The following is a 25,622-nucleotide window of genomic DNA, read 5'->3' on the forward strand; positions in this document are numbered from 1 at the left end:
ATGCTTGTCTTTTTTTTCTATGGATCAGGTACTCAAAGTTCAAAATATATGATTTTTTTTGAGTTGGGATTTATAATAGCTCATCTACTTTTTTTCTTTTTTTTATATAAAAAGAAGCATATGTATTCCTTAAAGTTTATCATAATTCATTATTTCATATCAATCCTATTAATCTATCTTCTTACTAATGCGGGTATTGTACCAGGTTTGGGAGTTTACTAATTTTAGATTATTTCAAATTTCATATTTTCTCAGTCTAGCGCAAGTGTTAAACCGGAGGTGTCACTTGTGCTTACAATTGGTATAAGTCTGAAGACTTATAGTTGAAGTAACACTATTTATAACTAAAAGTCTACAGACTTTTTCCAGATTTAGGTCCAAGTCACGCTTTCAGCTTAAGACTTGAACCAGTAATATAACTAGGAGAAATAGCTTGAAACAAAAAAAGTCTGCAAATCACGAAGACCTACAGACTTTTCTATGCTTTTATTCCGATAAGGATTATCTCATTTTTTCAGAGTATTCCTTCACAGTATTAATAAATACTTTTACTTTTTCAGGATCAATATCTGGGTAAACACCGTGGCCTAAGTTAGCGATATGCTTATCAGGACCGAATTTATCCAACATTACTTTTGTCGCTTTTTCAACATCAGCATTAGAACCGTATAAAGCACATGGATCAAGGTTACCTTGAAGTACTTTACCGTTGGTCAACATTCTTGACTCAGCAACGTCCATGTTCCAGTCCAAACCAACCGTATTACAGTTGCTTCTTCCGATGGCTTCTCTAGCGAAGTAAGCACCTTTAGCAAATACTGTTTTTGGAACCTCAGTGATAGCATCACAAATTTGGTTGATGTAAGGCATTGCAAATGCACTGTATTGTTCTGGAGAAAGGATACCAGCCCATGAATCAAAAATTTGAATCATATCAGCACCTGCTTGGATTTGAGCTTTCAAATAAGCAATCGTACTGTCAGTGATCATTTGTAATAACTGATGTGAGAACTCAGGATTTGTATAGAACATTTTCTTTGCTTTAGAGAATGTTTTTGATCCTTGTCCTTCAATCATATAACAGAAAATAGTAAATGGAGCACCCGCAAAACCAATCAAAGGAACTCTACCATTTAACTCTTTCTTTGTCAACTTAATTGCTTCTAACACATAACCTAAGTCAGATTGAACATCTGCTACTCTGATTTTCTGTAGATCAGCTTCCGACTGAATGGTATTAGGGAAGAAAGGACCTCTTTTCTCTACCATTTCGTAAGGTAATCCCATTGCTTCAGGAATCACTAAGATATCTGAGAAAATAATTGCCGCATCAACGCCTAATAAATCTACAGGTTGAATTGTAACTTCTGCTGCTAATTCAGGTGTTTGACATAATTCTACAAAACCAGAAACGCTACTTCTTACCGCTCTATATTCAGGAAGAATACGTCCTGCTTGACGCATTAACCATACTGGTGTTCTTTCTGTTTTTTCACCTCTTGCGGCGCGAAGAATTAAATCATTCATGTTATATATTCAATTAAGTTGTTTGGAGTTTTTTTATTCTACAGGAGTTAACCCAAGTTCTTTCCCTATGCTCAACATAAATGGGAAGGCTTCTTCTTCGGTATTTTTGATTTTACCGTCTAGAATTGCTTCACGAACTTGATCCTTAATTTGTCCTACTTCACGAGAAGGCTTGATTCCGAAAGTTTCCATAATACGCTCACCTGTAATGACGGGCTGGAAATTACGGATTTGATCACTTTCTTCAACTTCGATCAACCTTGATTCTACATAATCAAAGTTGGCCAAGTATTTCTTTACCTTCTTATCATCCTTTGAAGTAATATCAGCTCTGCAAAGTGTCATTAAAGCTTCAATGTCATCGCCTGCTTCAAAAAGCAAACGGCGAACTGCGGAGTCAGTCACTTCTTTTTTCACTAAAGCGATAGGGCGTAAATGAAGACGTACCAATTTCTGTACAAACTTCATTTTATCATTCAAAGGCAATTTCATTCTCTTGAAGATTCCAGGAACCATACGTGCTCCTTTGTCTTCATGTCCATGGAATGTCCAACCTACTTTAGGATTGAATCTCTTGGTAGGAGGTTTGGCAATATCATGAAGAATTGCCGCCCAACGTAACCATAAGTCGTCTGTTTTCTCAGCAACATTGTCCAACACCTTTAAGGTATGATAGAAATTATCTTTATGCCCTTTGCCGTCTCTACGTTCAACGCCGTAGAGATTATTCATTTCAGGGAAAATCAATTCCAATAATCCTGAAGTGAACAAAAGCTTAAAACCATAAGATGGGAGTGGAGAGAGGATGATTTTATTCAATTCATCCATGATTCTTTCCTTGGATACAATCTCAATGCGTTCCTTATTGTCGGTAATCGCCTGGAAAGTATCGGGGTCTATATCAAAAGAAAGCTGAGAGGCAAAACGGATCGCTCTCATCATTCTTAGGGGATCATCAGAAAAAGTAATGTTAGGTTCTAAAGGCGTAATGATGTTCTTTTTCTTCAAATCATCTACACCTCCAAAAGGATCGACCAAATCACCAAAATCTTCAAGATTAAGAGATATTGCTAATGCATTTATCGTAAAATCTCTTCGGTTTTGATCGTCTTCCAACGTACCATCTTCCACAATCGGCTTGCGTGACTCTCTACGGTAAGATTCTTTTCTTGCCCCTACAAACTCTACCTCATATTCATCGAACTTTACCATAGCAGTTCCGAAGCTCTTGAAAGTATTGCACGGAAGGTTGCCACCATTTTTAGCCACTTGCTCGGCCAAAACAATACCACTACCCACACATACTATATCAATGTCTTTGGAAGGACGCTTAAGAAGTAAGTCTCTAACAAAACCACCTACAAGGTAAGTTTTGAAACCAACCTCCTGCGCACTCTTAGCAACGATCTGGAAAATTGGATTTTTATCTAATGTATCTTTAAAATTGATTTCTGACACAATCAAAAAGTACTAAAAAACTATAAATTCAAACTGAAAAGCAAAAATACACTATTTTATGCTAGAAAAGAGATTAATAATTGATAATTGACAAATCAATTCGAAAAATTGATGTAATCTTGATTTATTATTTTGCAAAATCACGTAAACATCCGATTTTGCGAGAAATTTAATGACAGGCAAATTTGTTCAATGATTATGCGTAAGTGGGAAGACCTATTATCTTTTTCTGCAGTAGTACTTTTTTTTATATTACTTAATATACATTCAGATCAACTTTTTTTCCGTTGGGACTTGACCGAAGAGAAGCGATTCAGCATCAATCCTGCTACGGAAAGGTTATTGAATAATCTTCCTGATGAGGTGAAAATTGATGTATACTTAGATGGCCCATTGAATGCAGAATTCGAGCATCTAAAACAATCTATCCAAGAGACACTAGATGAATTTAAGATTCAATCTAACGGAAAACTAGATTACCGTTTTGTTGATCCAAATGATTTTGCTGACCAAAGACAAAAAAGAGCCTTTCAGCAGTCCATCATCAAAAAAGGTATTCCTCAAACAACCCTTTTTGATGTTTCTGCAAATGGAGAGCAAACGCAACGTTTGATTTATCCAGGAGCATTGATTTCTTATAAAGGAAAACAGAAAGGTGTGCTTTTATTAAAAGGTAATTCTGCAAGGTCTTCACAAGAACAAATTAATCAATCTATTGAAGGGGTTGAATTTGAACTAGCAAGTGCAATCAAAGAACTTTCTCAAACTCAAACCAAAAAAATTGCGATCATTCAAGGTCATGATGAACTGACACCTGTTGAAATGACTGAAGCTATTAATGCTTTGAAAAATAAATATTATGTAGCAGAGGTGAATGATATGAGCACATTGAATCAATTTGATGGTATCATTGTCGCACAACCGAAAAAGAAATTTCCGAATAGAGATAAATACTACATCGATCAATATTTAATGAACGGTGGAAATGCCATGTTCTTAATGGATAGGGTGCAAATGAATAAAGATTCGATTCCATTAGGAGGAACTTATGCATTTGGTTATGATTTAAATATTGAAGATTTATTATTCAGGTTAGGAGTGAGACCAAATATTGATTTAATCCAAGATCAACAGGCAGGGTTAATTGAAATTGTGGCAGGGAACTTTGGCGATAAAGCCAATCTGAAAAAACTTCCATGGCCTTATTTTATGTATTTGAATACCTTCTCAGAACATCCTATTGTAAGAAATATGAATGTTGTTTACGGTAAGTTTGTGAGTTCATTAGATACTGTAAAGTCAAAAGGTATTAAGAAAACTCCTTTAGTCTATACTTCCAACTACTCAAGGGCTCGAAAAATGCCTAACATTATTTCTTTGGATGAAATCAAAGAAGTCAATCAAAAAGAATTATTTAACGCACCACATATTCCGGTCGCCTATTTACTGGAGGGTAAATTTAAATCTTTGTATGCAAATCGTTTTCCTCCTAAAGGAATTAATAAATCCACTTTGCTGAAATCAGGAAAGAAAGAAAGTAAAGTAATTGTAATGGGAGATGCAGATATTATTAAGAATGAAATCAATCCTGTTACAGGGAAAATGGAATCGATAGAGTTTGATCGTTTTCAGAATCAATCTTTATCCAACCTTGACTTTTTAATGAATGCAATGGATTACTTGACTGATGACGATGGTTTAATCCTAGCTAGAAATAAAAAGGTGACTATTCGCCCATTAGATTCTTTTAAGATCAGAGAAGAAAAGACGATGTGGCAATGGATTAACGTTGGAGTTCCAGTGATGATCACCATTCTTTTAGGGATAGGTTTTATTTATCAGAGGAGAAGAAAGTATAATAAATAATCAATTTTTTTTATCCGATTCTTTTCAGTAGTAAATCATTAAAATGTAAGAAATATAAAACCCAATAGAACTTAATAAATAGTTCCTATTGGGTTTTTTATTCTAGTAATCAATATTCTCAACTTCAATTAATTCTTTATAATACTTCTCAAGTAACTCATTGTAAATCATCTTTACTTCATGAATGTAATTTATATCAGGGTTGTAAGCTTTTAGAATGTGATGGTTTTTATCCCATTCATTCCTATGTAATTCATATTCATTAATGATTCTTAAACTTCCTAATCTTACACTTTCATTGTCATCAATAAATTTATCAGTTGTTACTTGCATAATACCTAATGTCTTAGCTTTTCCAAACTTGAAAAATTGGTTTTCAATGGCTCTAATTAATTTTGGTCTATTAAAGTTTTCATAAATGAGAACTGAAAAGATTAGGCATTCAATCTCCTTATTTTGAGTCAGGTTAGATATTACTTTATTGTATTTTTTATAATATATATCAAATACAGATTCTAAATACTTTTCTTTCCTTTTTATTGAATTCTTACTATCAAAGTTTATTGAATTAAATGTGTGGTACAGAAAACCAATGACGCCTAACCATAATGCATTACCTAATCTTTCTGAACTAGGGAAAAAGAACTCTTTATTTAATATAATATTTTCATAAACATAATAAGAAAGAGAAACAGACACTAAAATATATGCAACCTGAGTTTTCAAATTAAGTAAAAGGTATCTTCCAAAAACCAGATTGAAAATCAATCTAAAGAGCGAATGGTAAATTGCTACCATATAAATGTTCTTTATTATCCAATCTTGTTTAAATGTGTAGAGAATTGCGGAAACTAATGTAATATAAACTACGGGTGCAATGGAACGATACACAAAATTAAAAGCTGGTGCGTCGTCTGATTTTACAAATAATGATAATTGAATATACCCTGAATGGATTGAATGTTTTCCAATCCAATTCATAAGAAAAAAAAGTACAATAGAAATTATTAGATGAAGAATGAAAAGGCTTAGTTCCATATTTATTAAGATTAAATGAATTCAATATTTATCACTTCCTTCCTTTATACAACTGAAAACGGTTCACTTGTTCTTCTCTAGGGAAGTGGTTGTTATAAGTATCAATATCGGCTGTTTCTCTGTTAGGGTCTAAAACAAAAGAAACTACCTTTTTCTTCTCTACAAATACTTTCGTAACATTTTCATTATTCTTTCGCCAAACTTCAGCAGGGATATATACTTTCTCACTTGTACCATCTTCATATATTTTTTGAAGGATGATTGGCATGATTAATCCACCTACGTTTTTAAAGTCAATCTGATACACAAAGTGATCTTCTTGAAGCCATGCTTTATCTTCTTTTGTGAGACTGTTTTGGTATCTTTTGAATTGTTTTTCTTCACTTGCTGTTTTATCAAGTGGATCATAAGAATTGTAAAAGTCCTCTAATTCCTTTTTCTTTTCTACTCTAGTGACAAGACCTACTTCTTCATTGTGAAGCTCGGTAATGGTCGGAGCTTTAGAAGAACGTAATTCCTTACGTTTCTTTTCTTCAATAGTTGGGTCTTGTGTATTTAGTTCTTTAAACGTTACGTTCTCAATACTAATATCACAAGGTTCAGTAGTGTAAAACCAACCTCTCCAGAACCAATCTAAATCTATACCTGATGCGTCTTCCATTGTTCTAAAGAAATCAGCAGGAGTAGGGTGCTTGAATTTCCATCTTCTGGCATATTCTTTAAAAGCATAATCAAACAACTCTCTACCCATAATCGTTTCTCTAAGGATATTAAGAGCAGTTGCTGGTTTTGAGTAGGCATTATAACCAAATTGATGAATGGATTCAGAGTTGGTCATGATAGGAGAGATTCCTGCAGGATCACCTTTCATATAATCAACAATCAATTCAGGGAAACCTTCTCTACTAGGATAGCCTTCTTCCCATTCTTGTTCGGCAACGAATTGTAGGAATGAGTTCAGCCCTTCGTCCATCCATGTCCACTGACGTTCATCAGAATTGACAATCATAGGGAAGTAGTTGTGGCCTACTTCATGAATAATTACCGAAAGCATTCCATATTTAGTTCTCTTTGAGTAATTTCCTTTTTCGTCCACTCTTCCGTAGTTGAAGCAAATCATTGGATACTCCATGCCGTTTTCAGCTTCAACAGAAATTGCTACAGGATAAGGATAATCAAAAGTATATTTTGAGTAAGTCTCTAATGTATGTGCTACCGCTTCTGTTGAATATCTCTTATAAAGATCATATGCTTCTTTCGGGTAGTAAGACATGGCCATTACTGTTTTGCCACCGACTTCAACACCCATTGCATCCCAAAGTAATTTACGAGAAGATCCCATGGCAAAGTCTCTTACATTCTCAGCTGTATAATGCCAAGTTTGTGTTCCTTTTGCTTTTTTCTTCTCTTTCTTTTGCACTTCTTTCAGAGTGACAATCATCTCAGGTTTCTCAGAAGTTTTCGCTTTTTCAATTCTTTGGATTTGCTCTTCTGTCAATACCGAAGAATCTTGTAAAACACCAGTAGAAGCTACTATATGATCGGAGGGAACCGTAAATTTCACATCAAAATCACCAAATGTTAAAGCGAATTCTCCGTTACCTAAAAATTGTTTGTTTTGCCATCCGTTCACATCGTCATAGACAGCCATTCTTGGATACCATTGCGTGATAGTGTATAAAGTATTACCATCAGGGAATTGTTCATAGCCACCACGGCCACCCATTAATTTACGGTTATTGATATTGTAGCTCCATTCTACATTGAAAGTGAACTGATCTCCAGGTTGCATAGGTTGAGCTATATCCACTCGCATCATGGTTTGATTAATGACAAAAGGAATCGCCTTCCCATTTGTATCAGTAACAGATGCAATTTTATGACCACCATCGTACTCAGGGTAACCTTCAATTCTTTGTAATTTCTTAAGAGAGGCTTTGTCTTTAATTTTACTTTGTTGGATTTTATAGGTGTTTGAGTTTTTAGCTCTCATATTTTGATCCAACTGTACCCATAAATACTTGATGACATCAGGAGAATTATTGGTATAGGTGATTGTTTCTTTACCTGTAAGTCTATGCTTAGATTCATCAAGACTAGCCTCAATCACATAATCTGCTTGTTGTTGCCAATACTTATGGCCCGGAGCTCCAGAACCCGTTCTATAAACATTGGGAGTTGGAAGTTCTTCGTCTAGTTGCTTAAACTTATTGTTATTATAAAACTCTTTTTGTGCAAAAACGGCACTTGAAGTCAAAAGAGTAAGGATTAGGGTTGTATAGAGTGTTTTCATATTAAAACTAAAAAACGACCACCTTTCGATGGTCGTTCTTCTAATTATTGATCAATAATTATTTCTTTTTCTTTGCTTTCTGCATAGGATTTAATCTTCCAGAATCATACGATCTTGGTTGATTAGCACCTGATTTGTAAAGCTGGAATCTACTCATTTGATTTTGACGAGGGAAGTAGTTGTTTTCCGTGTCGATGTCAGCTGTTTCTCTGTTAGGGTCTAACACAAATTGAACCACTGGCTTGTCACATACAAACACTTTAGAAACTACGATATCATCTTTTTTCCAGATTTCAGCAGGAATGTATTTCTTTTCAGAAGTACCATCTTCATATTGAAGTTCAACGATAATTGGCATTACTAAACCACCAACATTTTTGAATTTCACTTCATAAAGATGTTTGTTAGAAGCGATCCAAGCTTTATCATTTTTGTTTAATGAGCTTTGGTATTTCTTGTACTTCTCGTAATCTTCATAATTCGCATCCAACTCATCGTAGCTGTTGTAGAAGTCCTTCAATTCAGGTTTTCTATCCACTCTTCGTGATAAGTTGATTTCTTCGTTATGAATAGTTGTGATGTCTTTTGGTTGAGCATCACGCTTTGCCTTACGTTTTGCTTCTTCAACTTTTGGATCTTGAGTATCTAATTCAACAAAAGTAACGTCTTCAATAGAAATGTCAACAGCTTCCGTTGTATAGAACCAACCTCTCCAGAACCAATCTAAATCAACACCTGATGCATCTTCCATTGTTCTGTAGAAATCTGCTGGTTTTGGATGTTTGAACGCCCATCTTTCAGCATATTCTTTGAAAGCATAATCAAATAACTCACGGCCCATGATTGTCTCTCTTAAAATATTAAGAGCAGTAGCTGGTTTTCCATAAGCGTTGTTACCAAATTGCTTGATAGATTCAGAGTTGGTCATGATAGGAGTGATGTTGTTTTTCTCACCTTTCATGTAATTGACAATATTCTCGGCAGGTCCTCTACGTGAAGGATAGCCCACTTCCCACTCTTGTTCTGCTAAGTATTGGCAGAAAGTATTCAAACCTTCGTCCATCCAAGTCCACTGACGCTCATCAGAGTTGATGATCATAGGGAAGAAGTTGTGACCTACTTCATGAATGATTACTGAGATCATTCCGTACTTGATACGAGGAGAGTAAGTGCCATCTTTTTCAGGACGACCGTAGTTGAAACAGATCATTGGATATTCCATACCGTTTGATGCCTCAACAGAGATAGCTACCGGATAAGGGTAATCAATAGTATATTTAGAATAAACTTCTAAAGTATGTGCTACTGCTTCTGTAGAATATTGTCCGTATAATGGATTAGCTTCTTTCGGATAATAAGACATTGCCATTACTGTTTTACCATTAATGTCAACACCCATTGCATCCCAGATAAACTTACGAGATGAACCAAAAGCGAAGTCTCTTACATTTTTCGCCTTGTAGTGCCATGTCTTTGTACCACTTTCAACTGTTTTCTCTTTTTTCTCTGCTTCTTTTTGAGAAACAATTACAACTGGCTTATCAGCTGTTTTTGATTCCTCAAAGCGTTTCTTTTGCTCCTCAGTTAAAATTTCATCAGGGTTTTGTAATTCACCTGTAGAGGCTACGATATGATCTGAAGGAACAGTGATTTTTACATCATAATCACCAAACGTTAAAGCAAATTCACCATTACCTAAGAATTGCTTGTGTTGCCAGCCATTGAAATCATCATAAACGGCCATTCTTGGGAACCATTGCGTAATGGTATAGATTGTATTACCATCTTCAGCAAAAGTTTCATAACCACCACGGCCACCCATTAATAAACGGTCGTTGATGTTATAATACCAATCAATGTTGAATGTAACTTTTTCACCTGGGTTCAAAGCCTGAGGTAAATCCAAACGCATCATTGTTTTGTTGATGGTATATTTAATAGGATTTCCAGAAGCATCCGTTACTTTTTGGATTTTGTGACCTCCATCATATTCAGGGAAACCGTCAATGCCAGCCAATTGGTTGATGTTGACACTTTTTCCCACTTTGTTTTGTCTGATTTTGTAAGTATCAGAATCAGTGGCTCTCATGTTTTGATCTAACTGAATCCAAAGGTAAGTTAGAACGTCAGGAGAGTTGTTGTAGTAGGTTACTGTTTCAGCACCTGTCAGTCTGTGCAATTTCTCATCAATTGATGCTTCAATTACATAATCTGCTTTTTGTTGCCAATATTCGTGCCCTGGAGCACCAGAACCTGTTCTATAAACGTTCGGTGTAGGTAGTTCTTCATCAAGTTGTTTAAACTTGTTATTGTTGTAGAACTCCTTCTGACCAAAAACTAATCCCGTACTTGACACTAGTACAACGAACGAGATAAATAATTTGGTAATTCTAGTCATAAGAATGGAAGTTGCTAAAAAATGAAAGTTAAAATAATTATTAATTGCTGAGCCTAAAATATTAATTGGCGTAACTAATAGATAGAATTTCAAAACTTTAAAAAGGGTAAAAGGTTTTGAAAATTCGGGGGTTTATCCTACCTGTACCTTATTTTAGTGATAAGATTTGGTACTCTAAACGGTTTCCTATCATATTAAAATGCAATTTGATAAAATTTTAATGATTAACGCCATTATGAGTGTGAAAATCTGTTAATCTTAGAATTCTTGATCTGCCTTATTTTTACTTAAGTGGAATATTTTAGCCACCTGAAAAGTAGTGTTTTCTAAATTATACTTGGTTTTTTGGATTGCTTTTTCAATACTATCAAATCTTTGGTTTATTGAGAAAATAGAGAAGAAAGGGTGCTCATCTTCAAAATTCAATATATTACTTCCAACGAAGCAGATTGTTGGAACGTAAAATTGGTTGCCATATTCAGCAATTGCACAAGGTATTTTACCATCAAGTGATTGTTGATCTAAACATCCTTCTGAAGTGATTACTAAATCTGCTTTTTCGATTTCATTTTTTAATCCCATAACCTTCATCATAAATTGACTTCCGTTCATGGGTTCTGCATCAAGATAGGCCCAAAGCCCTGCAGCTGTTCCTCCTGCTGCACCGCCGCCAACTAACGTAGTAGTGTCTTTTAAAGTGATGTTTTGAGTTACTTTAGCGATTGCACTTAAATTTTCATTCAAATGTTTTACTTCTGTCACTGATGCTCCTTTTTGTGGAGCAAATACAGCGGCAGCACCTTTTTCACCTAATAGTAGATTTTCAACATCAATGGCCATAAAAAAACGAATATCATGAATAGTCTCGTTTAACGCACTAATGTCAATACGCTTAATTAAGTGGAGATTTCCTCCATTGGGGATGATTATTTCATTGTTATCAGACATGAATTTTGCCCCGAGTGCATGAATAGCACCAAGGCCAAAATCAGTAGAAGCACTTCCTCCAAGCCCAATAATAATTTCTTTACAACCATCCTCAATGGCTTTTTTTATAGTAATTCCTAATCCTTCAGTATTTGCTTTTAAAGCATCTTGATGACCTTCCGCTAAGGTTTGCATACCACAGTTGGAGGCCAAATCAACAATTGCTGTAGCATTATTTACCTTGTAATAATACCCTTGGTGTTTTCGACCCAAAGCGTTTTTAGTGGAGACTGTTATTTTTTCTCCATTTTTTTCTTCCCCTACAATCTGAGCAAAACCATCACCTCCATCGGCCATTGGCTTCACAATTATTGTATCGGTAGGTCTAACTTTTAACCAAGTATTTTGAATGATTTGTCCTGTTTCTGATGCATTAATGCTGTTTTTGAAAGCATTAGGAGCTACTAAAATTCTCAATGGAGGGATTAATTAAGTGTATAAATATTTCCGGCTTTTAGTTTGACAACTCCTTTCAACTCCAATTGTAGCAGTAAGCTTGCTAGTTTTGGTAAAGGAATTTGTGTCTGGATTGCAATCTCTTCAATTTGTAAAGGATGTTCAAAGATTATCTTTGTTATTTTTTGCTCCAGTGTAGTTAAGTTGTTTTTTTGAAATAGTGACATTTGGTTATTTTGTTTAGAATTTTTACTCCAATTCATTTCGGTAAGAATATCATCCACCGAAGAGAAAAGGTGTGCTTTTTTATATTTAATTAAATTATTACATCCCTCGGCAAGAGGGTCCGTGATTAATCCAGGTACGGCAAATACATCTTTATGATAACTATTGGCTATATCAGCAGTGATCAAAGCCCCTCCGCGTTTTTTGGCTTGAACTACAATTACTGTATCCGCTAATGCTGCAATTATTCTATTTCTTGCAGGAAATTTAGGTGCGTCAGGTAGTGATAACATACTATTTTCTGAAATCAATCCACTTTTTTGGTCCGCTAACATCTCATTTGCTGTTTTTTGATGCAATTTTGGATAGACGCTTTTTAAGCCGTTTGCCATTACGCCAATAGTTCCTAATTTGTATTCAAGGGCAGCTCTGTGAGCGTGAATATCAATACCATAGGCTAAACCACTAATGATATTAATTCCTGGTAGTTCAGAAAGCTTTTCTACAATCCTTTTGGTGACATAGTGGCCGTAATTTGTAGCAGCCCTTGAACCAACAATTGCTACATTTTTACTAGCATTTAAAGCCAAAGCTTTTCCTTTTACATAAATAAGGTAAGGAGCATCTTTTTGAAGTTTTAAACGTTTAGGAAACTCCTTGTCCATGTAAGTAAGGATACGAGTATCGTTTGCCTCTGCTAACTGAAATTCTTTTTCTGCTTTCTCTAGTTTGCTTTTAGAATTTAGGATGGAATTAGTGATAAACTCACCAATGTTTGGTATTTTGATTAAGTCCTTATAAGAGCTATTATAGACATTTTCAGCACTTTCTAAGTAGCTAATTAATTGTTTACAAGTTGCTCCACCAATTCCGTTTATATCATTAAGCCATAGTTCATATATTTTTTGAGTTTCTGTCATGTTTAAGTTTGATGAATCATATAAAAGCGTTTGGAAATAGTTGTTTTTTAAAATAGGTATTACAATTTAGTGAATTTATCAAAAAGATCAATAAAAAAGCCATTAACCTGAATAGATTAATGGCTCATTATGTTCAAATAGGAGTGATACCTATTTTCTTGATTCTTCAATTCTAACAGTAAGATCAATAAAATCTTCCACCGAAAGTTCTTCTGCTCTTTTCTTAAAGATTGGATCTTCAAGTAATTCAGCAGGAAGGCCATAAGGTTTCATAGCGTTACGAAGCGTTTTACGTCTAGTACTGAAAGCTTGTTTTACCACTTTAAAGAAGGTTTCTTCTTTGCATGGAAGTGACTTTCTATCGTTTCTTTGAAGTCTGATGACAGCAGAATCTACTTTTGGAGGTGGAATAAACACTCCTGGAGGAACAGTGAAAAGGTATTCAACGTCATAGAATGCTTGTACTAAAATAGTCAGAATACCTGCAGTACGTCCTCCTTTTTTAGTGGCTATTCTTTCAGCTACTTCTTTCTGAATCATTCCTACACATTCGGTAATTTGATCCTTATTCTCTAAAATCTTAAAATAGATCTGCGTAGAAATATTATAAGGGAAGTTACCAATAAGACCTACTGGATGTGGAGCAATATTTCCAAAGTCAAGTTTTAAGAAATCCCCTTCAATGATTTGTTCTTTTGGTAAACCAACCTCCTTTGCTAAGTAGGCAACAGATTCAGTGTCTATTTCTATTACAGTGGTTTTGTACTCTTCTTTTTGCATTAAGCGAGTAGTTAAAACACCTGTACCGGGGCCGATTTCATAGATTTCTTTGTAATCACCAAAAGAAGTCATTGCATTCACAATGTCATCTGCAATTTGTAGGTCATTCAAAAAATGTTGTCCTAAATGCTTTTTAGGTTTGACTTTAGACATAAGTATTATTTATGTTTTTATAGAAGTAAGTACTAAGACAAAATAGTATAACACGAATTCATGTAATTTTTGACTTAGTACTTAAGCACGTTTTGTACTTAAAATATTTTCGCAAAAAACGGATATTAAAATATACAAAACAAATCCATTCAAGACCGATTGCAATCTTTTAAGATCTATTGTACGGCTATTTTGAAAGATTTCTTTATTTCATCATTATATAAAACCAAAATATAAATTCCCTTATCGTTGGTATTTAAAGTAAGAGGAATTTTATTTTTCCCTGACAATGTGGTGAAAGAGGAGGATTGGAGCACTTTTCCTTCAATGTTCACCAATTGATAGTAAAAAGTTTCACTACCATTTGTTTCCAATTCTACATTTGTCTCATTATTTACCACTTCGGTAGGATACACTTTTATTGATTGAAACAATGCTTGATCGACATTATTACTTGTAACAGGGTCTTCGACTTTACTCTGAATATTTAAGTAAGTTACAGCCCAACCCCAATTTTGGTTGGATTCACCTGAACTTAGTTTAAATCGAATTAAAATAGTATCTCCTGCACTGTAAAACTCTTTTAAATTGATTTGGTGTCTAATCTCTAAGTTTTGTGCACCATTTGAGCCTAAGTTTGAATAATGTTCCCAGAATCGATTAAAACTAGCGTCATAAGAACCTGATATATTTACCCAATCACCATCACCTTTTTTAGCTTCTATACTTACATAATCATCATCGGTTGCAACAAGTGTAACATCCTTATAGAAAAAATTTGGATTATCATCTTTAACAATGATTGGAGTTCTTAAATAACAATAGTTTAACGTATTGTTAGTGTAGGGATGTTCACTATGCAGTGCCGCAAAATCAAAATTTGTGACTGATGATTGGAAAGAAATCCCTTTTGCTATAAAATCAGAAGAAGTGCTGTAATCCGTGAATTCATTGTAGTATGAATCACTTGGCGTATAATATGGAGTGATATTTAGTGCAGTTACTTTTCCTTTGTAAGGTGTATTATTTTTATAACTAATAAATTGTATTTCATTTTCAATTAAATCTGAGCTATCCAATTCCAATAAATGTTCTCCTTCATCATAAGGAGTATTGAAACCTTTTAAACGTTCTTTTGATTTTGAATACACTACAATTGAATCAGCTGCTGCATCTATATTAATATTGACTTCAATACCTGAAAGGGTTGAATTATAGCTTAGAATTTCAGGTTGAGGATTGATTGGAATATCAATTGACCAAATGCCTCTACCATGAGTGCCTACATAGACTTGATTGTCACTGTATTTCATATCCCAAATACATACATTTGGGATGATACCGTCTAGAGGATGCCAAGACGTACCTCCATCTAATGATTCGAAGATACCAATTTCAGTACCCGCCCATAAAAAGTTGTCATTGAAAGGGAAAACTAATAAATCATAAACAGCTACGTTAGGGAATCCAGTTGCTGAAGATTCATTTTGATGAAAACCACTGATGTCTACCCAATTTTCTCCGAAATCTGTAGTCTTTAATATTTTTGGAGCGTTAGCATAAGAAAATAGTACATAGGCGTTCTCCTCATAAATTGGATCGGGGACGATCCCTGAAATTGACCCTGAAACAAAAAGATCGTTTACATTATTACTCGTTGGGCTAAATGAAACACCTTCATTTGTAGAAACATAAAGAGCGTCACTGAAATTATGACCTGCCCAAACAATATCTGTGTTTGCTTCTGAGATTTCCACATCCATGAAAGTAGAAACACCCCATTGATTGCTTGAAATAGGAGATAAAGTCCAATTGCTGCCAAAATCTGAAGATTTCCATACACCTTGTTTGCCAATCGCAAATACTACATCAGGATTTTGTTTAGAGTTCGCCAATTTTGTGATAAAGGGGGCATCTTCTCCTTGATCTTCTAAGCCATTAGTACTTTCAAAATAAACACTTCCTCTGTTATTACTTTTAAAAATAATATTATTGTAAATAGACCCAAGCAATTTATCTTCATCTTCACTATGCCATATAGCATCAAAGCCATCACCTCCAATAAACATTCTGTAATTTGAATCTTTTGTTGGGTTTGTGGACGAAATCCAAGTGCCGTTATCTTGAGAACCTCCAATATATTGGTTTACACCTGTACGTTTATCAATGCCGTAAAATTGAGTCGTATTGTATCCATAACCTGCAAAAGTCCAATCTCCATTTTCTTCGCCTGGATTAGTCCCGGTATTGGAGTAATAAACACCTCCATCGTTAGTATTGATGATATAAAATTGATTTTCTGTTGTTTTTACAGAGACAAAAGAATGATGATCGGGGTGAAGTCCTTCTATAATAGTGCTTCCATTTCTAAAGAAAGAAGGATTGATTGTTCTTCCACTTGCTCCGTAAGCATCAGAAACTCTTTGGAACTCTACATTGTTATCTTCATCCAAAATATTTATCTTCCAAATATCAACACCACCAACGTAGAAAGAATTCTCATCATAAGGGTGAGCTAAAACAGCGTTATCATACCAACCTTGACCTCCAAGTACCTTTATTTCATCATTTGCTCCTAACAATGCCCAACTATTTCCAGCATCCCTAGATAAGTACAAATTTCCATCTTCACTTGCATCTCCATCGCCTGCAATTGAGGCATAAATGAAGTTAGGGTTAACTTCAGAAATTCCTAATTCAATTCTACCTGTTACTCGATACCCGCTCAACAAACTCCAAGTTTGTCCCATATCCGTAGATTTTAAAATTCCTTTGTTATTGATCGTAGCATACTGAACATTAAAGTCGTCTGGACTTGCAACTACTTGATGGATCGCAAACGAAAAACCACTTCTTCTTTCTTCATACGTCTTTGTCCATGATTCACCGCCATCTTTACTCACAAAAAGGGATGACCTGTAACTGTTACCTGGATTGGCGGAGGTACAAACCGTTAAATTATCTGCATTTGTTGGGTCAATTATTAATCGATTTACGATTTGGAAATCTTCATTGTTTAGAGTGTTTTCTAAACTAAACCAAGTATTACCACCGTCAGTTGATTTAAAAACACCATCACCTTTTACGCCGTCAATATTTCCATATCCTTCACCAGTACATGCATATAATATGTTAGGATTGCTTTCAGATTGACTAATATGGGAGACAGAAAGAGTGGGTAATTCATCTGTTAAGGGAGTCCAGTTTTGCCCTTTGTTGGTTGTTTTCCAGATGCCACCTGATACAGAACCAATAATCCATGTGTTGTGAGAAGGATCATTTCTATCAACAATTAATGTTCTAGTTCTTCCAGGAACATTTTTTGGTCCTCTTTCAATCCACTGTTCGTCTGTAACTGTTTGTGTTATACGTCTATTACTTTTAAAATATGCATTAGCCTTCAAGGTTTCCTTTAGCTTATAACCTTTCTGATACTGAGCCTCATTTTGTCCGTCTCTTACTTTTAAAGAACGCATGAGTTGAAGAAATTTATCAGGTTTATCAGACTTGATATATCCTTTCGCATTTTTTTTTAATCTTTTTTCATTATATCTCTCAAAGACAATGTCTTTTGACTGATGTTGAATGATTTCCTCTGAATGGCGATTTTCTTGGTAGAAATAATAAAATGCACCAAAAGTCATAAGGAAGAGTAGTCCTGATAAAAAGTTTTTTTGATTGATCATTGTTATTTATAAAGTAATTCTTTATTCGAGATGAATTATTGATAAACAAAAAAGTATAAACCTCCATATTACTACAAAGGGTTATAAGATAGAGCTGTACTATAAGGAACTCCAAATATATGTAAAGGTTGTGAAAGTAATAGATATAAGAGGTTTTAGATTAGATTTTTAGAAATATTAAGAATATACAATTTTTGAACCGTCGCTTTTGAAAAGTTTTATACTTGTATCAAGATTAAAGTGTAAACTTTTATCATTAATTTACTTGAATAATACAATAAAAAATCTTTAAAAGTATTACTTTTGAAAGAAGACTATTATTATGAACATTTAGTTGAGGAATTGAAGGCTTACAAAAAAAGTCTACCTAAGTTATGAGAGAGAATAAAAATCAAAAAAATAATAGAAGATCTGACAAACCTCGTATTGGTATTACTATCGGTGATTACAATGGAATCGGACCGGAGGTTATCGTAAAGGTTTTACAAGATAAACGTATAACAAATATTTGTACTCCTGTAGTATATGGTTCAGGTAGAATACTGACTAAATACAAAAGGATTTTAGGAATAGAGGATTTTACTTATCATCAATTTAATAACAATAGTTATCTGCATGATCAAAAAATTAATGTTGTCAACTGTTGGTCTGATGTTCAGGAATTAGACCCTGGAAAAGTGAGTGAATCAGCAGGGAAGTGTGCTTTTTTATCTATTGATAAAGCTTCTGAAGACTTGAAAAGCGAAGTAATTGATGCAGTAGTGACAGCACCAATTAACAAAGAAAACATTCAAAGTGATGACTTCAAATTTGCGGGTCATACCGAGTACTATCAAGAAAACTTCGCCACCAATGGAGATACACTCATGACCCTTTGTGAAGGTGATTTGAGAGTAGGCGTTGTGACAGGTCATATCCCATTAAAAGATGTAGCAGATAGCATTACCAAAGAGCGATTGAGCTCTAAATTAAATGTCTTTCTAGAGTCTTTGAAGAACGATTTTGGTATTACTAAACCTAAAATTGCTGTAATGGGGTTAAACCCTCATGCTGGTGAGGGTGGTTTATTAGGAGATGAAGAAATTAACGTGATTGCTCCTGTAATCAAAGAATTTAAGAAAAGAGGAAACCTTGTTTTTGGCCCTTTCCCTTCTGACGGTTTCTTTGGAACTATGTCCTTTAAAAATTATGATGGTGTACTTTGTATGTACCATGATCAAGGATTAATACCGTTTAAATTACATGCTTTTGAAAATGGTGTGAATTACACCGCTGGATTAAGTATTGTTAGGACATCTCCAGACCATGGAACAGCGTATAATATTGCAGGAAAAGGTATTGCTGATGAGAAATCATTTAGAGCTGCACTTATGCAAGCGGTAGATATTGTAAAAGTTAGGACTAATGTGATTACAAATAAAATTCGTCCTAATGCAAAACAAATGCTTCAAGATCGTAAGGATCAAATGAAGGTTCAAAAAGCTTTAGAAGTAGCAACAGAAGGAGCAGAAGAGTTTGATCTGAGCGAGTTGGAAGCTGGTGAACGTAAGGAAGAACAAGTGACTCGTCAGCAAAAAATGCTTGAAAATAAGAGTAAAGGGGGGAATCAAAAGCAAGATCGCCGACCTAATCATCAAAATAAAGAGCATTGGAAGCCAAGAAAAAACTTTAATAAAGGAGGAAATAGAAATGCGGGTGAGCAAGAACAAAAATCAATTAAACAAAATAAAGAAGCTAAGCAGTAAGGCAATAGTATTTCCACTATTGTTTTCCTTAATTATTTTATCGGGATTTGCAGGACCAAACCCCAATTATGAATTATGGAAAAAGCTTTTAAATGTTGATTGGGAGTATAAATACAGTGAGGAATTTGAAATGGATGTACCATTACCAATTTTTCCAAGAGATGTGAAAAAATTGGACGGTACGGAAGTTACGATTAGAGGATTTGTATTACCTGTAGAAACTACTGATGGTTCAATTATAGTTTCTTATTACCCTTTTTCAAGTTGTTTCTTCTGCGGTGGAGCTGGTCCTGAATCTGTGGTAGCAATCTTTCTTAAAAATGAAAGAGAAATAGATGAAGAGGAGGCTACTTTCAAGGGTGTTCTTCATTTAAATGATGAAGAAACTGGATTAATTTACGAACTTAAAGATGCTGTTGAGGCAAATTCTAATTTCTAAGATATGGACGAGATAAAAGAATTATTTATTAAATACCTTGAGGAAAAGAAATTAAGGAAAACTCCTGAACGCTTTGCCATCATGGAAGAGATATACGGTAGAGGTGGACACTTTGATGTTGAATCGCTGTATATTAATATGAAAAACAAAAACTATAGAGTGAGTAGAGCTACGGTTTATAATACATTAGATTTGCTTTTAGATTGCAATCTGATCACTAAACATCAGTTTGGAAAGAACTTAGCTCTTTATGAAAAAGCTCATGGTTTTAAACAACATGATCATTTAATCTGCAAAGAGTGCAATAAGATTCTTGAGTTTTGTGATCCACGTATTCAAAAAATTCAACAAATGGTTGAAGAGATTTATAACTTCGAAATAGAAAGTCATTCATTAAATTTCTATGGAAGTTGTAAGAATGAAAATTGCGAAGGAAAGCAAAATAAAGAAGAAGTTACAGAAGAATAAACTGAATATCTTCAGAAAAAAATAACCTACTTTTAATCGAGTAGGTTATTTTTTTTATAGAAGTAATTTATCTTTTCTGAAACAAATTGGATATCCAATGTAGTAAGTCCGATATAAAGAGGTAAACTTAATAAAGTGTTCGATAGTTTTTCAGTGATTGGTAGATCTCCTTTTTTATAACCAAGCTTGCTGCAAGCCTTTTGTAAATGTGGTGGAACAGGGTAGTGGATTTGTGTATTGATTCCTTCAGTGATTAAGAATTCCTGTAATTCATTTCTTTTATCACATTCAATTGTGAATAGATGATAGACTGAAATCGAATTAGTATCAATATGTTGTGTTTTAACGCCAGGATCAAGATACTTTTTATATTCTGATGCCATCTTTCGGCGTTCACTGTTCCATTTATCTAAGTATTTTAATTTGATACTCAAAATTCCAGCTTGAATTTCATCTAGTCTAGAATTGCAACCACTTACATCCGAAAAATATTTCTTTGAACTTCCATAATTTCTATACATCAATAAGTATTCTTGTAGTGCCTTTTGGTCTGTTGTGATTGCACCCCCGTCTCCAAAACACCCTAAATTTTTAGCAGGGTAGAAGCTTGTTGCGTTTAATACACCAAAACTTCCTGTTTTTTGACCTTTATATAGAGCTCCATGAGCCTGAGCATTATCTTCGATGACAAATAAATCGTTCTTTTCAGCTATAGAACATATTTGATCCATTTCACAAGGATTACCATAAATATGAACTACTATAATTGCCTTCGTTCTAGTTGAGATTTTTGCTTCTACTTGATGATAATCAATGGTATAAGTCTCAGGATGAACATCTACTAAAATTGGCGTTGCTCCAACATCCATTATTGCCAATATTGTAGCAATAAAGGTATGAGCAGGAGCAATCACTTCGTCTCCTTTTTTGATTCCTAATGCCAATAAAGAAAGTTTTAAAGCATCAAATCCATTTCCAACTCCTATACATTGAGAGGTATTAGAATAAGCAGCATATTCCGTTTCAAATTTTTTCAACTTATCTCCAAGTATGAAATAATTTGATTGAACAGTATCTAAAATATCTGCTTCTAATTCTTTTTTAATCAATGCATTTTGATGCTCTAAAGAAACGAACGGGATGTTTTTCATTTACAGAATATCTTTGATAACCTCAAGTCCCATACTTCTTGAACCTTTGATGAGAATAAGATGATTACTAATGGACTGTTTTTCTAAAAACGATATTGCTTCTGACTTTGTTTTGAAGAATTGTCCAGATTCATTTTTATGTTCAAAGAATCGTTCACCAATAAATATATTGATCTCAAAATTCAGTTTTAAAGCTTGATCAACTATATTTTGATGCTCTTGTTTACTGATTTCACCTAGCTCAAACATATCTCCCAAAACAAATGCTTTTGCAATTGAGCTTTCAATCTTATCTAAATTTTCTAAAGCAACCTCTACAGATGAAGGGTTCGCATTATAAGCATCTAAGATTAATGTATTTTTTTCGGTTTTAAGAATTTCAGATCTATTGTTAGTCGGTTTATAAGAAGCGATGGCTTTATTCATATTTTCAACGGAGATACCTAATTTTTTACCTACACAAAACGCTGTAAGGATATTTTCAAAATTATAAGCACCAAACAATTGAGTCTCAATCTTATTTTCCTGTCTGTCTTGATATACAATAAATGGATTGACTTCTATAAACTCAAGATTTGCATAATCATATTCCTGACCATAGTAGACAGGAGATTTCATTCGCTTTGACATATTATACAGAATAGCATCTTTAGAGTTAATATAAATGACTCCTTCATTTTTTATAAGGTAATCAAAAACCTCACTTTTAGCTCTCACATTTTGTTCAAAGCTTCCAAACCCTTCGATATGATCCTTTCCTATATTGGTAACGAAACCTTGATTAGGTAATGCAATTTGGCACAACTCAGCCACTTCTCCGACGTGATTATCACCCATTTCAATAAGTGCCACTTCCGTATCTAATGGCATAGAAAGTAATGTCAGTGGAACTCCAATATGATTATTAAAATTACCTTTAGTCGCGTGTGTCTTAAAGGTAGTAGAACATATTTTCAATAAGATCTCTTTGGTCGTTGTTTTTCCGTTTGAACCTGTCACGGCAATCACCGGGATATTGAATTGCTTTCTGTGATACTGGGCTAACTCTTGTAAAGTAGTCAATACATCTTCAACAAGTATATATTGATCAGAAACGGCTACTTCTTTATCGTCAACAACACAAAATTTCGCCCCTTTTTCTAAAGCAGATTTAGCATATTTATTACCATCAAAATTTCCACCTTTCAAAGCAAAGAAAAGGGAGTTTTCTGGTACATTTCTAGAATCGGTTGTTATAGTACTGTGTTCTAGGTAGATAGTGTATATTTTTTCAATATTCATATCAAAGATGGATTTTTTTTATGCAATCTGTTAAGATATTTTCTATTATGCAATTATCTCGAAATTTAGAAAGTGACAAAAGTCATGTTTATGAATTTCTATAATCACTCAAAAAAGTAACAAAAATATCGCAAATTGCGAGAGTAAAACATTTACAAATAAACTTATAATTAATTTTTTAAATCTCGCATAAAATGAAAGTAACTGTAGTTGGAGCTGGTGCAGTAGGTGCAAGCTGTGCTGAGTATATCGCTATCAAAGATTTTGCAGACGAAATCGTAGTAGTTGATATCAAAGAAGGATTTGCAGAAGGTAAAGCAATGGACTTAATGCAAACTGCATCTTTAAATGGGTTTGATTCTACAATCACTGGTGTAACGAATGATTATGCTGCAACTGCAGGTTCTGATGTAGCGGTAATCACTTCTGGTATTCCAAGAAAACCAGGTATGACTCGTGAAGAGTTAATCACTACAAACGCTAACATTGTAGAAACTGTAGCGAAGAATTTGATCGCAAATTCTCCAGACGTAATTATCATCGTAGTATCTAATCCAATGGATACAATGACTTACTTAGCTGCTAAAGCTACTGGTCTTCCTAAAAACCGTATTATCGGTATGGGTGGTGCATTGGATAGTGCTCGTTTCAAATATCGTTTAGCGGAAGCTTTAGGTTGCCCACAATCTGACGTTTCTGGTATGGTAATCGGTGGTCACTCTGACGTAGGAATGGTTCCACTAATCGAGAAAGCTACTCGTAATTCAGTTCCTGTATCTGAATTCTTAACTGAAGAGCAAAAATCATCTATCGTTGAAGCTACTAAAGTAGGTGGTGCTACACTTACTAAATTATTAGGTACTTCAGCTTGGTATGCTCCAGGTGCAGCAGTTTCTGAATTAGTTAAAGCTATCGCTTTAGATTCTAAGAAAATGTTCCCTTGTTCAGCATTATTAGAAGGTGAGTATGGTTTAAGCGACCTTTGTATCGGTGTACCTGTAGTATTGGGTAAAAACGGTATCGAGAAAATCGTTGAAATCGAGCTTTCTGAAGACGAAAAAGCAAAATTACATACTTCAGCTGAAGGTGTGAAGAAAACTAACGGTCTTTTAGACGTTAAAGCTTAGTTTATAAGCCAACGGAATTTATAAGAAGTGCTCATCGCTATTAATTTAGTGGTGGGCATTTTTTTGTTAAGAAGTTTTTGTATTTCAACCGTTATAAATCGTGATTTATATGTATAAGATCAATATGAATTTATTAGTTTTGTAATATGTTTCTTCTAATTTTTCCCAAACCAAACATTAGCTGAAACACTTATTAATTTATACAAAGAATTATTCCCTAAAATATGAGAATCGGTGTTATAGGAGGAGGAATATCAGGGCTAACAGCAGCCTATTATTTACAGAAAAAAGGTCATACTTGTATTGTTTTAGAAGCAAGTGATAGGACAGGAGGGTGCATTAAAACGGAGAAAATTGATGGACGCCTGTATGAAAATGGACCTAATTCCTTACTTTTTAACGATGATCACCTCTCTCTCATCAAGGAACTTGGCATCGAAGACCAATTACAAGAAGCTGCAGACGTTAATAAAGATCGATTTATTTTAAAAAATGGTAAATACAATGTATTGCCATCGGGTCCACAAAACTTCTTTTCTAATAAGTTTTTTAGTTGGAAAACGAAATGGACTATAATGACAGAATACTTCAGAAAAAACACTCCTAATTCTGAGAATGAGTCATTGTATGATTTCTTTGAAAGGCGCTTTAATAATGAAATTTGTGATTATGCAGTTGATCCTTTTGTAAGAGGCATATATGCTGGTGATCCAAAACAATTAAAAATAAAAGCATCATTTCCTTCTCTTTACAAAGCTGAAAAAAATCACGGTTCAATCATCAAAGGAATGATTCAACTAAGAAAAGAGAATAAAGCTAATGGCGTTGCTGTCAAAAGAAAAACAGCGTACAGCTTTAAAGATGGAATTCAAACTTTGACGAATGCATTAGCTAGTAAAGTTGATGTTAGCTATAATTCTGAAGTTGAAAGTATTACAACTATTGATGATGTGTTTTCTGTAAAAACATATAATGATGAATTTTTATTTGATAAAGTCATCATTGCAACACCAGCCGAAGCTACATCTCAAATCCTCCAATACCTTTTACCTAAAGTGGCAGAGAAATTAGAGAAAGTGTATTGTCCTCCAATGTGTGTGGTACATTCTGTCTTTGCAAAAGACGCTTCTCAGAATACACCGATTGGTTTTGGAGGTTTAAACCCATCTATCGAAAAGACATTTACTGCTGGTTCCATCTGGTCCTCATGTATTTTCCCAAATAGAACTACTAATAATGAAGTATTAGTGACTTCTTTTGTAGGAGGGACACATACTCCTGATAATGCTAAGTTAGAGGAAACAGCGATAAAGAATAACGTAGGAAACGAACTTCAATCCACACTGGGCTTTTCTGCTGACCCTGTTTTTCAAAAAACATTCAAGTGGAGAAAAGCTATTCCTCAATACGATCAAAACATATTGAATCTTTGGGAAGCTATGGAAAAGTCACCTATTGAAAACCTGTATTATACAGTGAACTGGAAAGATGGAATTGCAGTTCCTGATTGTATTGAGAAAAGTAAAAAATTGGTTGAAGAACAATTCTCTTAAAGTTCGTGGTTAAAAGACCTCAATAGCCATGTTAATGAAAATATAACTTTCAAACTTTCAAAAATCTCTTTCAGTTTTTCTAAAAAACATTGAGATTTATGTATGTTTGCTACATATAAATTTTTAGACAA

Annotated in this window: 17 protein-coding genes; 6 read left to right on the forward strand and 11 right to left on the reverse strand. The window is 34.2% G+C overall.

Features of this window, described 5'->3' with window-relative positions:
• Positions 1–501 precede the first annotated feature (501 nt).
• Complete coding sequence (gene hemE, locus PL77_RS08890; RefSeq protein WP_044203911.1) at positions 502–1,527, reverse strand: uroporphyrinogen decarboxylase; 1,026 nt, start codon at positions 1,525–1,527, stop codon at positions 502–504.
• Positions 1,528–1,560: 33 nt separating this feature from the next.
• Positions 1,561–2,976, reverse strand: a complete 1,416-nt coding sequence (locus tag PL77_RS08895) for a CCA tRNA nucleotidyltransferase (protein ID WP_044204041.1) — start codon at positions 2,974–2,976, stop codon at positions 1,561–1,563.
• Between the two features lie 207 nt (positions 2,977–3,183).
• Here PL77_RS08895 and gldG point away from each other — a divergent pair, with 207 nt between their 5' ends.
• Positions 3,184–4,851 carry a gliding motility-associated ABC transporter substrate-binding protein GldG gene (gene gldG, locus PL77_RS08900; RefSeq protein ID WP_253273971.1) on the forward strand — a complete coding sequence of 556 codons (1,668 nt, stop codon included), beginning with the start codon at positions 3,184–3,186 and terminating at the stop codon, positions 4,849–4,851.
• 102 nt (positions 4,852–4,953) lie between these two features.
• Here the strand turns inward: gldG and PL77_RS08905 are convergent, their stop codons facing one another.
• The 7 genes from PL77_RS08905 to PL77_RS08935 form a co-directional block, all read right to left on the reverse strand.
• A complete protein-coding gene (locus tag PL77_RS08905) occupies positions 4,954–5,832 on the reverse strand; it encodes a hypothetical protein (protein WP_216595894.1) in 879 nt (292 codons plus the stop codon).
• Positions 5,833–5,920: 88 nt separating this feature from the next.
• Positions 5,921–8,182, reverse strand: coding sequence for a M1 family metallopeptidase (locus tag PL77_RS08910; RefSeq protein ID WP_044203916.1), 2,262 nt, complete (start codon positions 8,180–8,182; stop codon positions 5,921–5,923).
• Positions 8,183–8,240: 58 nt separating this feature from the next.
• Positions 8,241–10,580 (reverse strand): M1 family metallopeptidase, encoded by a 2,340-nt coding sequence (locus tag PL77_RS08915; protein WP_044203918.1) that lies wholly within the window; start codon positions 10,578–10,580, stop codon positions 8,241–8,243.
• 258 nt (positions 10,581–10,838) lie between these two features.
• Positions 10,839–11,984, reverse strand: a complete 1,146-nt coding sequence (locus PL77_RS08920) for a glycerate kinase (RefSeq protein ID WP_044203920.1) — start codon at positions 11,982–11,984, stop codon at positions 10,839–10,841.
• Positions 11,985–11,992: 8 nt separating this feature from the next.
• Complete coding sequence (gene dprA / locus PL77_RS08925; protein ID WP_044203921.1) at positions 11,993–13,108, reverse strand: DNA-processing protein DprA; 1,116 nt, start codon at positions 13,106–13,108, stop codon at positions 11,993–11,995.
• A 150-nt stretch (positions 13,109–13,258) separates the two neighbouring features.
• On the reverse strand, positions 13,259–14,041 hold the full coding sequence (gene rsmA, locus PL77_RS08930; RefSeq protein ID WP_044203923.1) for a 16S rRNA (adenine(1518)-N(6)/adenine(1519)-N(6))-dimethyltransferase RsmA: 783 nt from the start codon (positions 14,039–14,041) through the stop codon (positions 13,259–13,261).
• Positions 14,042–14,217: 176 nt separating this feature from the next.
• Positions 14,218–17,727: a T9SS type A sorting domain-containing protein gene (locus tag PL77_RS08935; RefSeq protein ID WP_044203925.1), complete on the reverse strand. Its 3,510-nt coding sequence runs from the start codon at positions 17,725–17,727 to the stop codon at positions 14,218–14,220.
• A gap of 374 nt (positions 17,728–18,101) precedes the next feature.
• Between PL77_RS08935 and pdxA the strand changes: the two genes are divergently transcribed.
• From pdxA to PL77_RS08950, 3 genes are read left to right on the forward strand one after another with little or no spacing between them, the layout of a single operon-like run.
• The gene (gene pdxA / locus PL77_RS08940) at positions 18,102–19,472 is read left to right on the forward strand and encodes a 4-hydroxythreonine-4-phosphate dehydrogenase PdxA (RefSeq protein ID WP_063769005.1); all 1,371 of its coding nucleotides are present in this window, start codon (positions 18,102–18,104) and stop codon (positions 19,470–19,472) included.
• Between the two features lie 19 nt (positions 19,473–19,491).
• On the forward strand, positions 19,492–19,911 hold the full coding sequence (locus tag PL77_RS08945; protein WP_052444278.1) for a hypothetical protein: 420 nt from the start codon (positions 19,492–19,494) through the stop codon (positions 19,909–19,911).
• Between the two features lie 3 nt (positions 19,912–19,914).
• On the forward strand, positions 19,915–20,379 hold the full coding sequence (locus PL77_RS08950) for a Fur family transcriptional regulator (protein WP_044203929.1): 465 nt from the start codon (positions 19,915–19,917) through the stop codon (positions 20,377–20,379).
• Between the two features lie 32 nt (positions 20,380–20,411).
• Here the strand turns inward: PL77_RS08950 and PL77_RS08955 are convergent, their stop codons facing one another.
• Positions 20,412–21,530 carry a DegT/DnrJ/EryC1/StrS aminotransferase family protein gene (locus tag PL77_RS08955; protein ID WP_044203931.1) on the reverse strand — a complete coding sequence of 373 codons (1,119 nt, stop codon included), beginning with the start codon at positions 21,528–21,530 and terminating at the stop codon, positions 20,412–20,414.
• Positions 21,531–22,811, reverse strand: a complete 1,281-nt coding sequence (gene murF / locus PL77_RS08960) for a UDP-N-acetylmuramoyl-tripeptide--D-alanyl-D-alanine ligase (RefSeq protein ID WP_044203932.1) — start codon at positions 22,809–22,811, stop codon at positions 21,531–21,533. It abuts the gene before it with no gap.
• Between the two features lie 194 nt (positions 22,812–23,005).
• On the opposite strand from murF, the gene PL77_RS08965 reads away from it, so the two are divergent.
• Together PL77_RS08965 and hemG are read left to right on the forward strand one after the other, a co-directional pair.
• On the forward strand, positions 23,006–23,938 hold the full coding sequence (locus PL77_RS08965) for a malate dehydrogenase (RefSeq protein WP_044203934.1): 933 nt from the start codon (positions 23,006–23,008) through the stop codon (positions 23,936–23,938).
• Between the two features lie 224 nt (positions 23,939–24,162).
• On the forward strand, positions 24,163–25,491 hold the full coding sequence (gene hemG, locus PL77_RS08970) for a protoporphyrinogen oxidase (protein WP_044203936.1): 1,329 nt from the start codon (positions 24,163–24,165) through the stop codon (positions 25,489–25,491).
• Positions 25,492–25,622: the final 131 nt, after the last annotated feature.

Origin of the sequence: Flammeovirga sp. OC4 (assembly GCF_000812565.1) — a bacterium.
GTDB lineage: Bacteria > Bacteroidota > Bacteroidia > Cytophagales > Flammeovirgaceae > Flammeovirga.

Coding starts and splice junctions, on each gene's coding strand:
- hemE (WP_044203911.1), bottom strand. CDS start 1,527: ATGAATGATTTAATTCTTCGCGCCGCAAGAGGTGAAAAAACAGAAAGA.
- gldG (WP_253273971.1), top strand. CDS start 3,184: ATGCGTAAGTGGGAAGACCTATTATCTTTTTCTGCAGTAGTACTTTTT.
- PL77_RS08905 (WP_216595894.1), bottom strand. CDS start 5,832: ATGAATTGGATTGGAAAACATTCAATCCATTCAGGGTATATTCAATTA.
- PL77_RS08910 (WP_044203916.1), bottom strand. CDS start 8,182: ATGAAAACACTCTATACAACCCTAATCCTTACTCTTTTGACTTCAAGT.
- PL77_RS08915 (WP_044203918.1), bottom strand. CDS start 10,580: ATGACTAGAATTACCAAATTATTTATCTCGTTCGTTGTACTAGTGTCA.
- dprA (WP_044203921.1), bottom strand. CDS start 13,108: ATGACAGAAACTCAAAAAATATATGAACTATGGCTTAATGATATAAAC.
- rsmA (WP_044203923.1), bottom strand. CDS start 14,041: ATGTCTAAAGTCAAACCTAAAAAGCATTTAGGACAACATTTTTTGAAT.
- PL77_RS08935 (WP_044203925.1), bottom strand. CDS start 17,727: ATGATCAATCAAAAAAACTTTTTATCAGGACTACTCTTCCTTATGACT.
- pdxA (WP_063769005.1), top strand. CDS start 18,102: ATGAGAGAGAATAAAAATCAAAAAAATAATAGAAGATCTGACAAACCT.
- PL77_RS08950 (WP_044203929.1), top strand. CDS start 19,915: ATGGACGAGATAAAAGAATTATTTATTAAATACCTTGAGGAAAAGAAA.
- PL77_RS08955 (WP_044203931.1), bottom strand. CDS start 21,530: ATGAAAAACATCCCGTTCGTTTCTTTAGAGCATCAAAATGCATTGATT.
- murF (WP_044203932.1), bottom strand. CDS start 22,811: ATGAATATTGAAAAAATATACACTATCTACCTAGAACACAGTACTATA.
- PL77_RS08965 (WP_044203934.1), top strand. CDS start 23,006: ATGAAAGTAACTGTAGTTGGAGCTGGTGCAGTAGGTGCAAGCTGTGCT.
- hemG (WP_044203936.1), top strand. CDS start 24,163: ATGAGAATCGGTGTTATAGGAGGAGGAATATCAGGGCTAACAGCAGCC.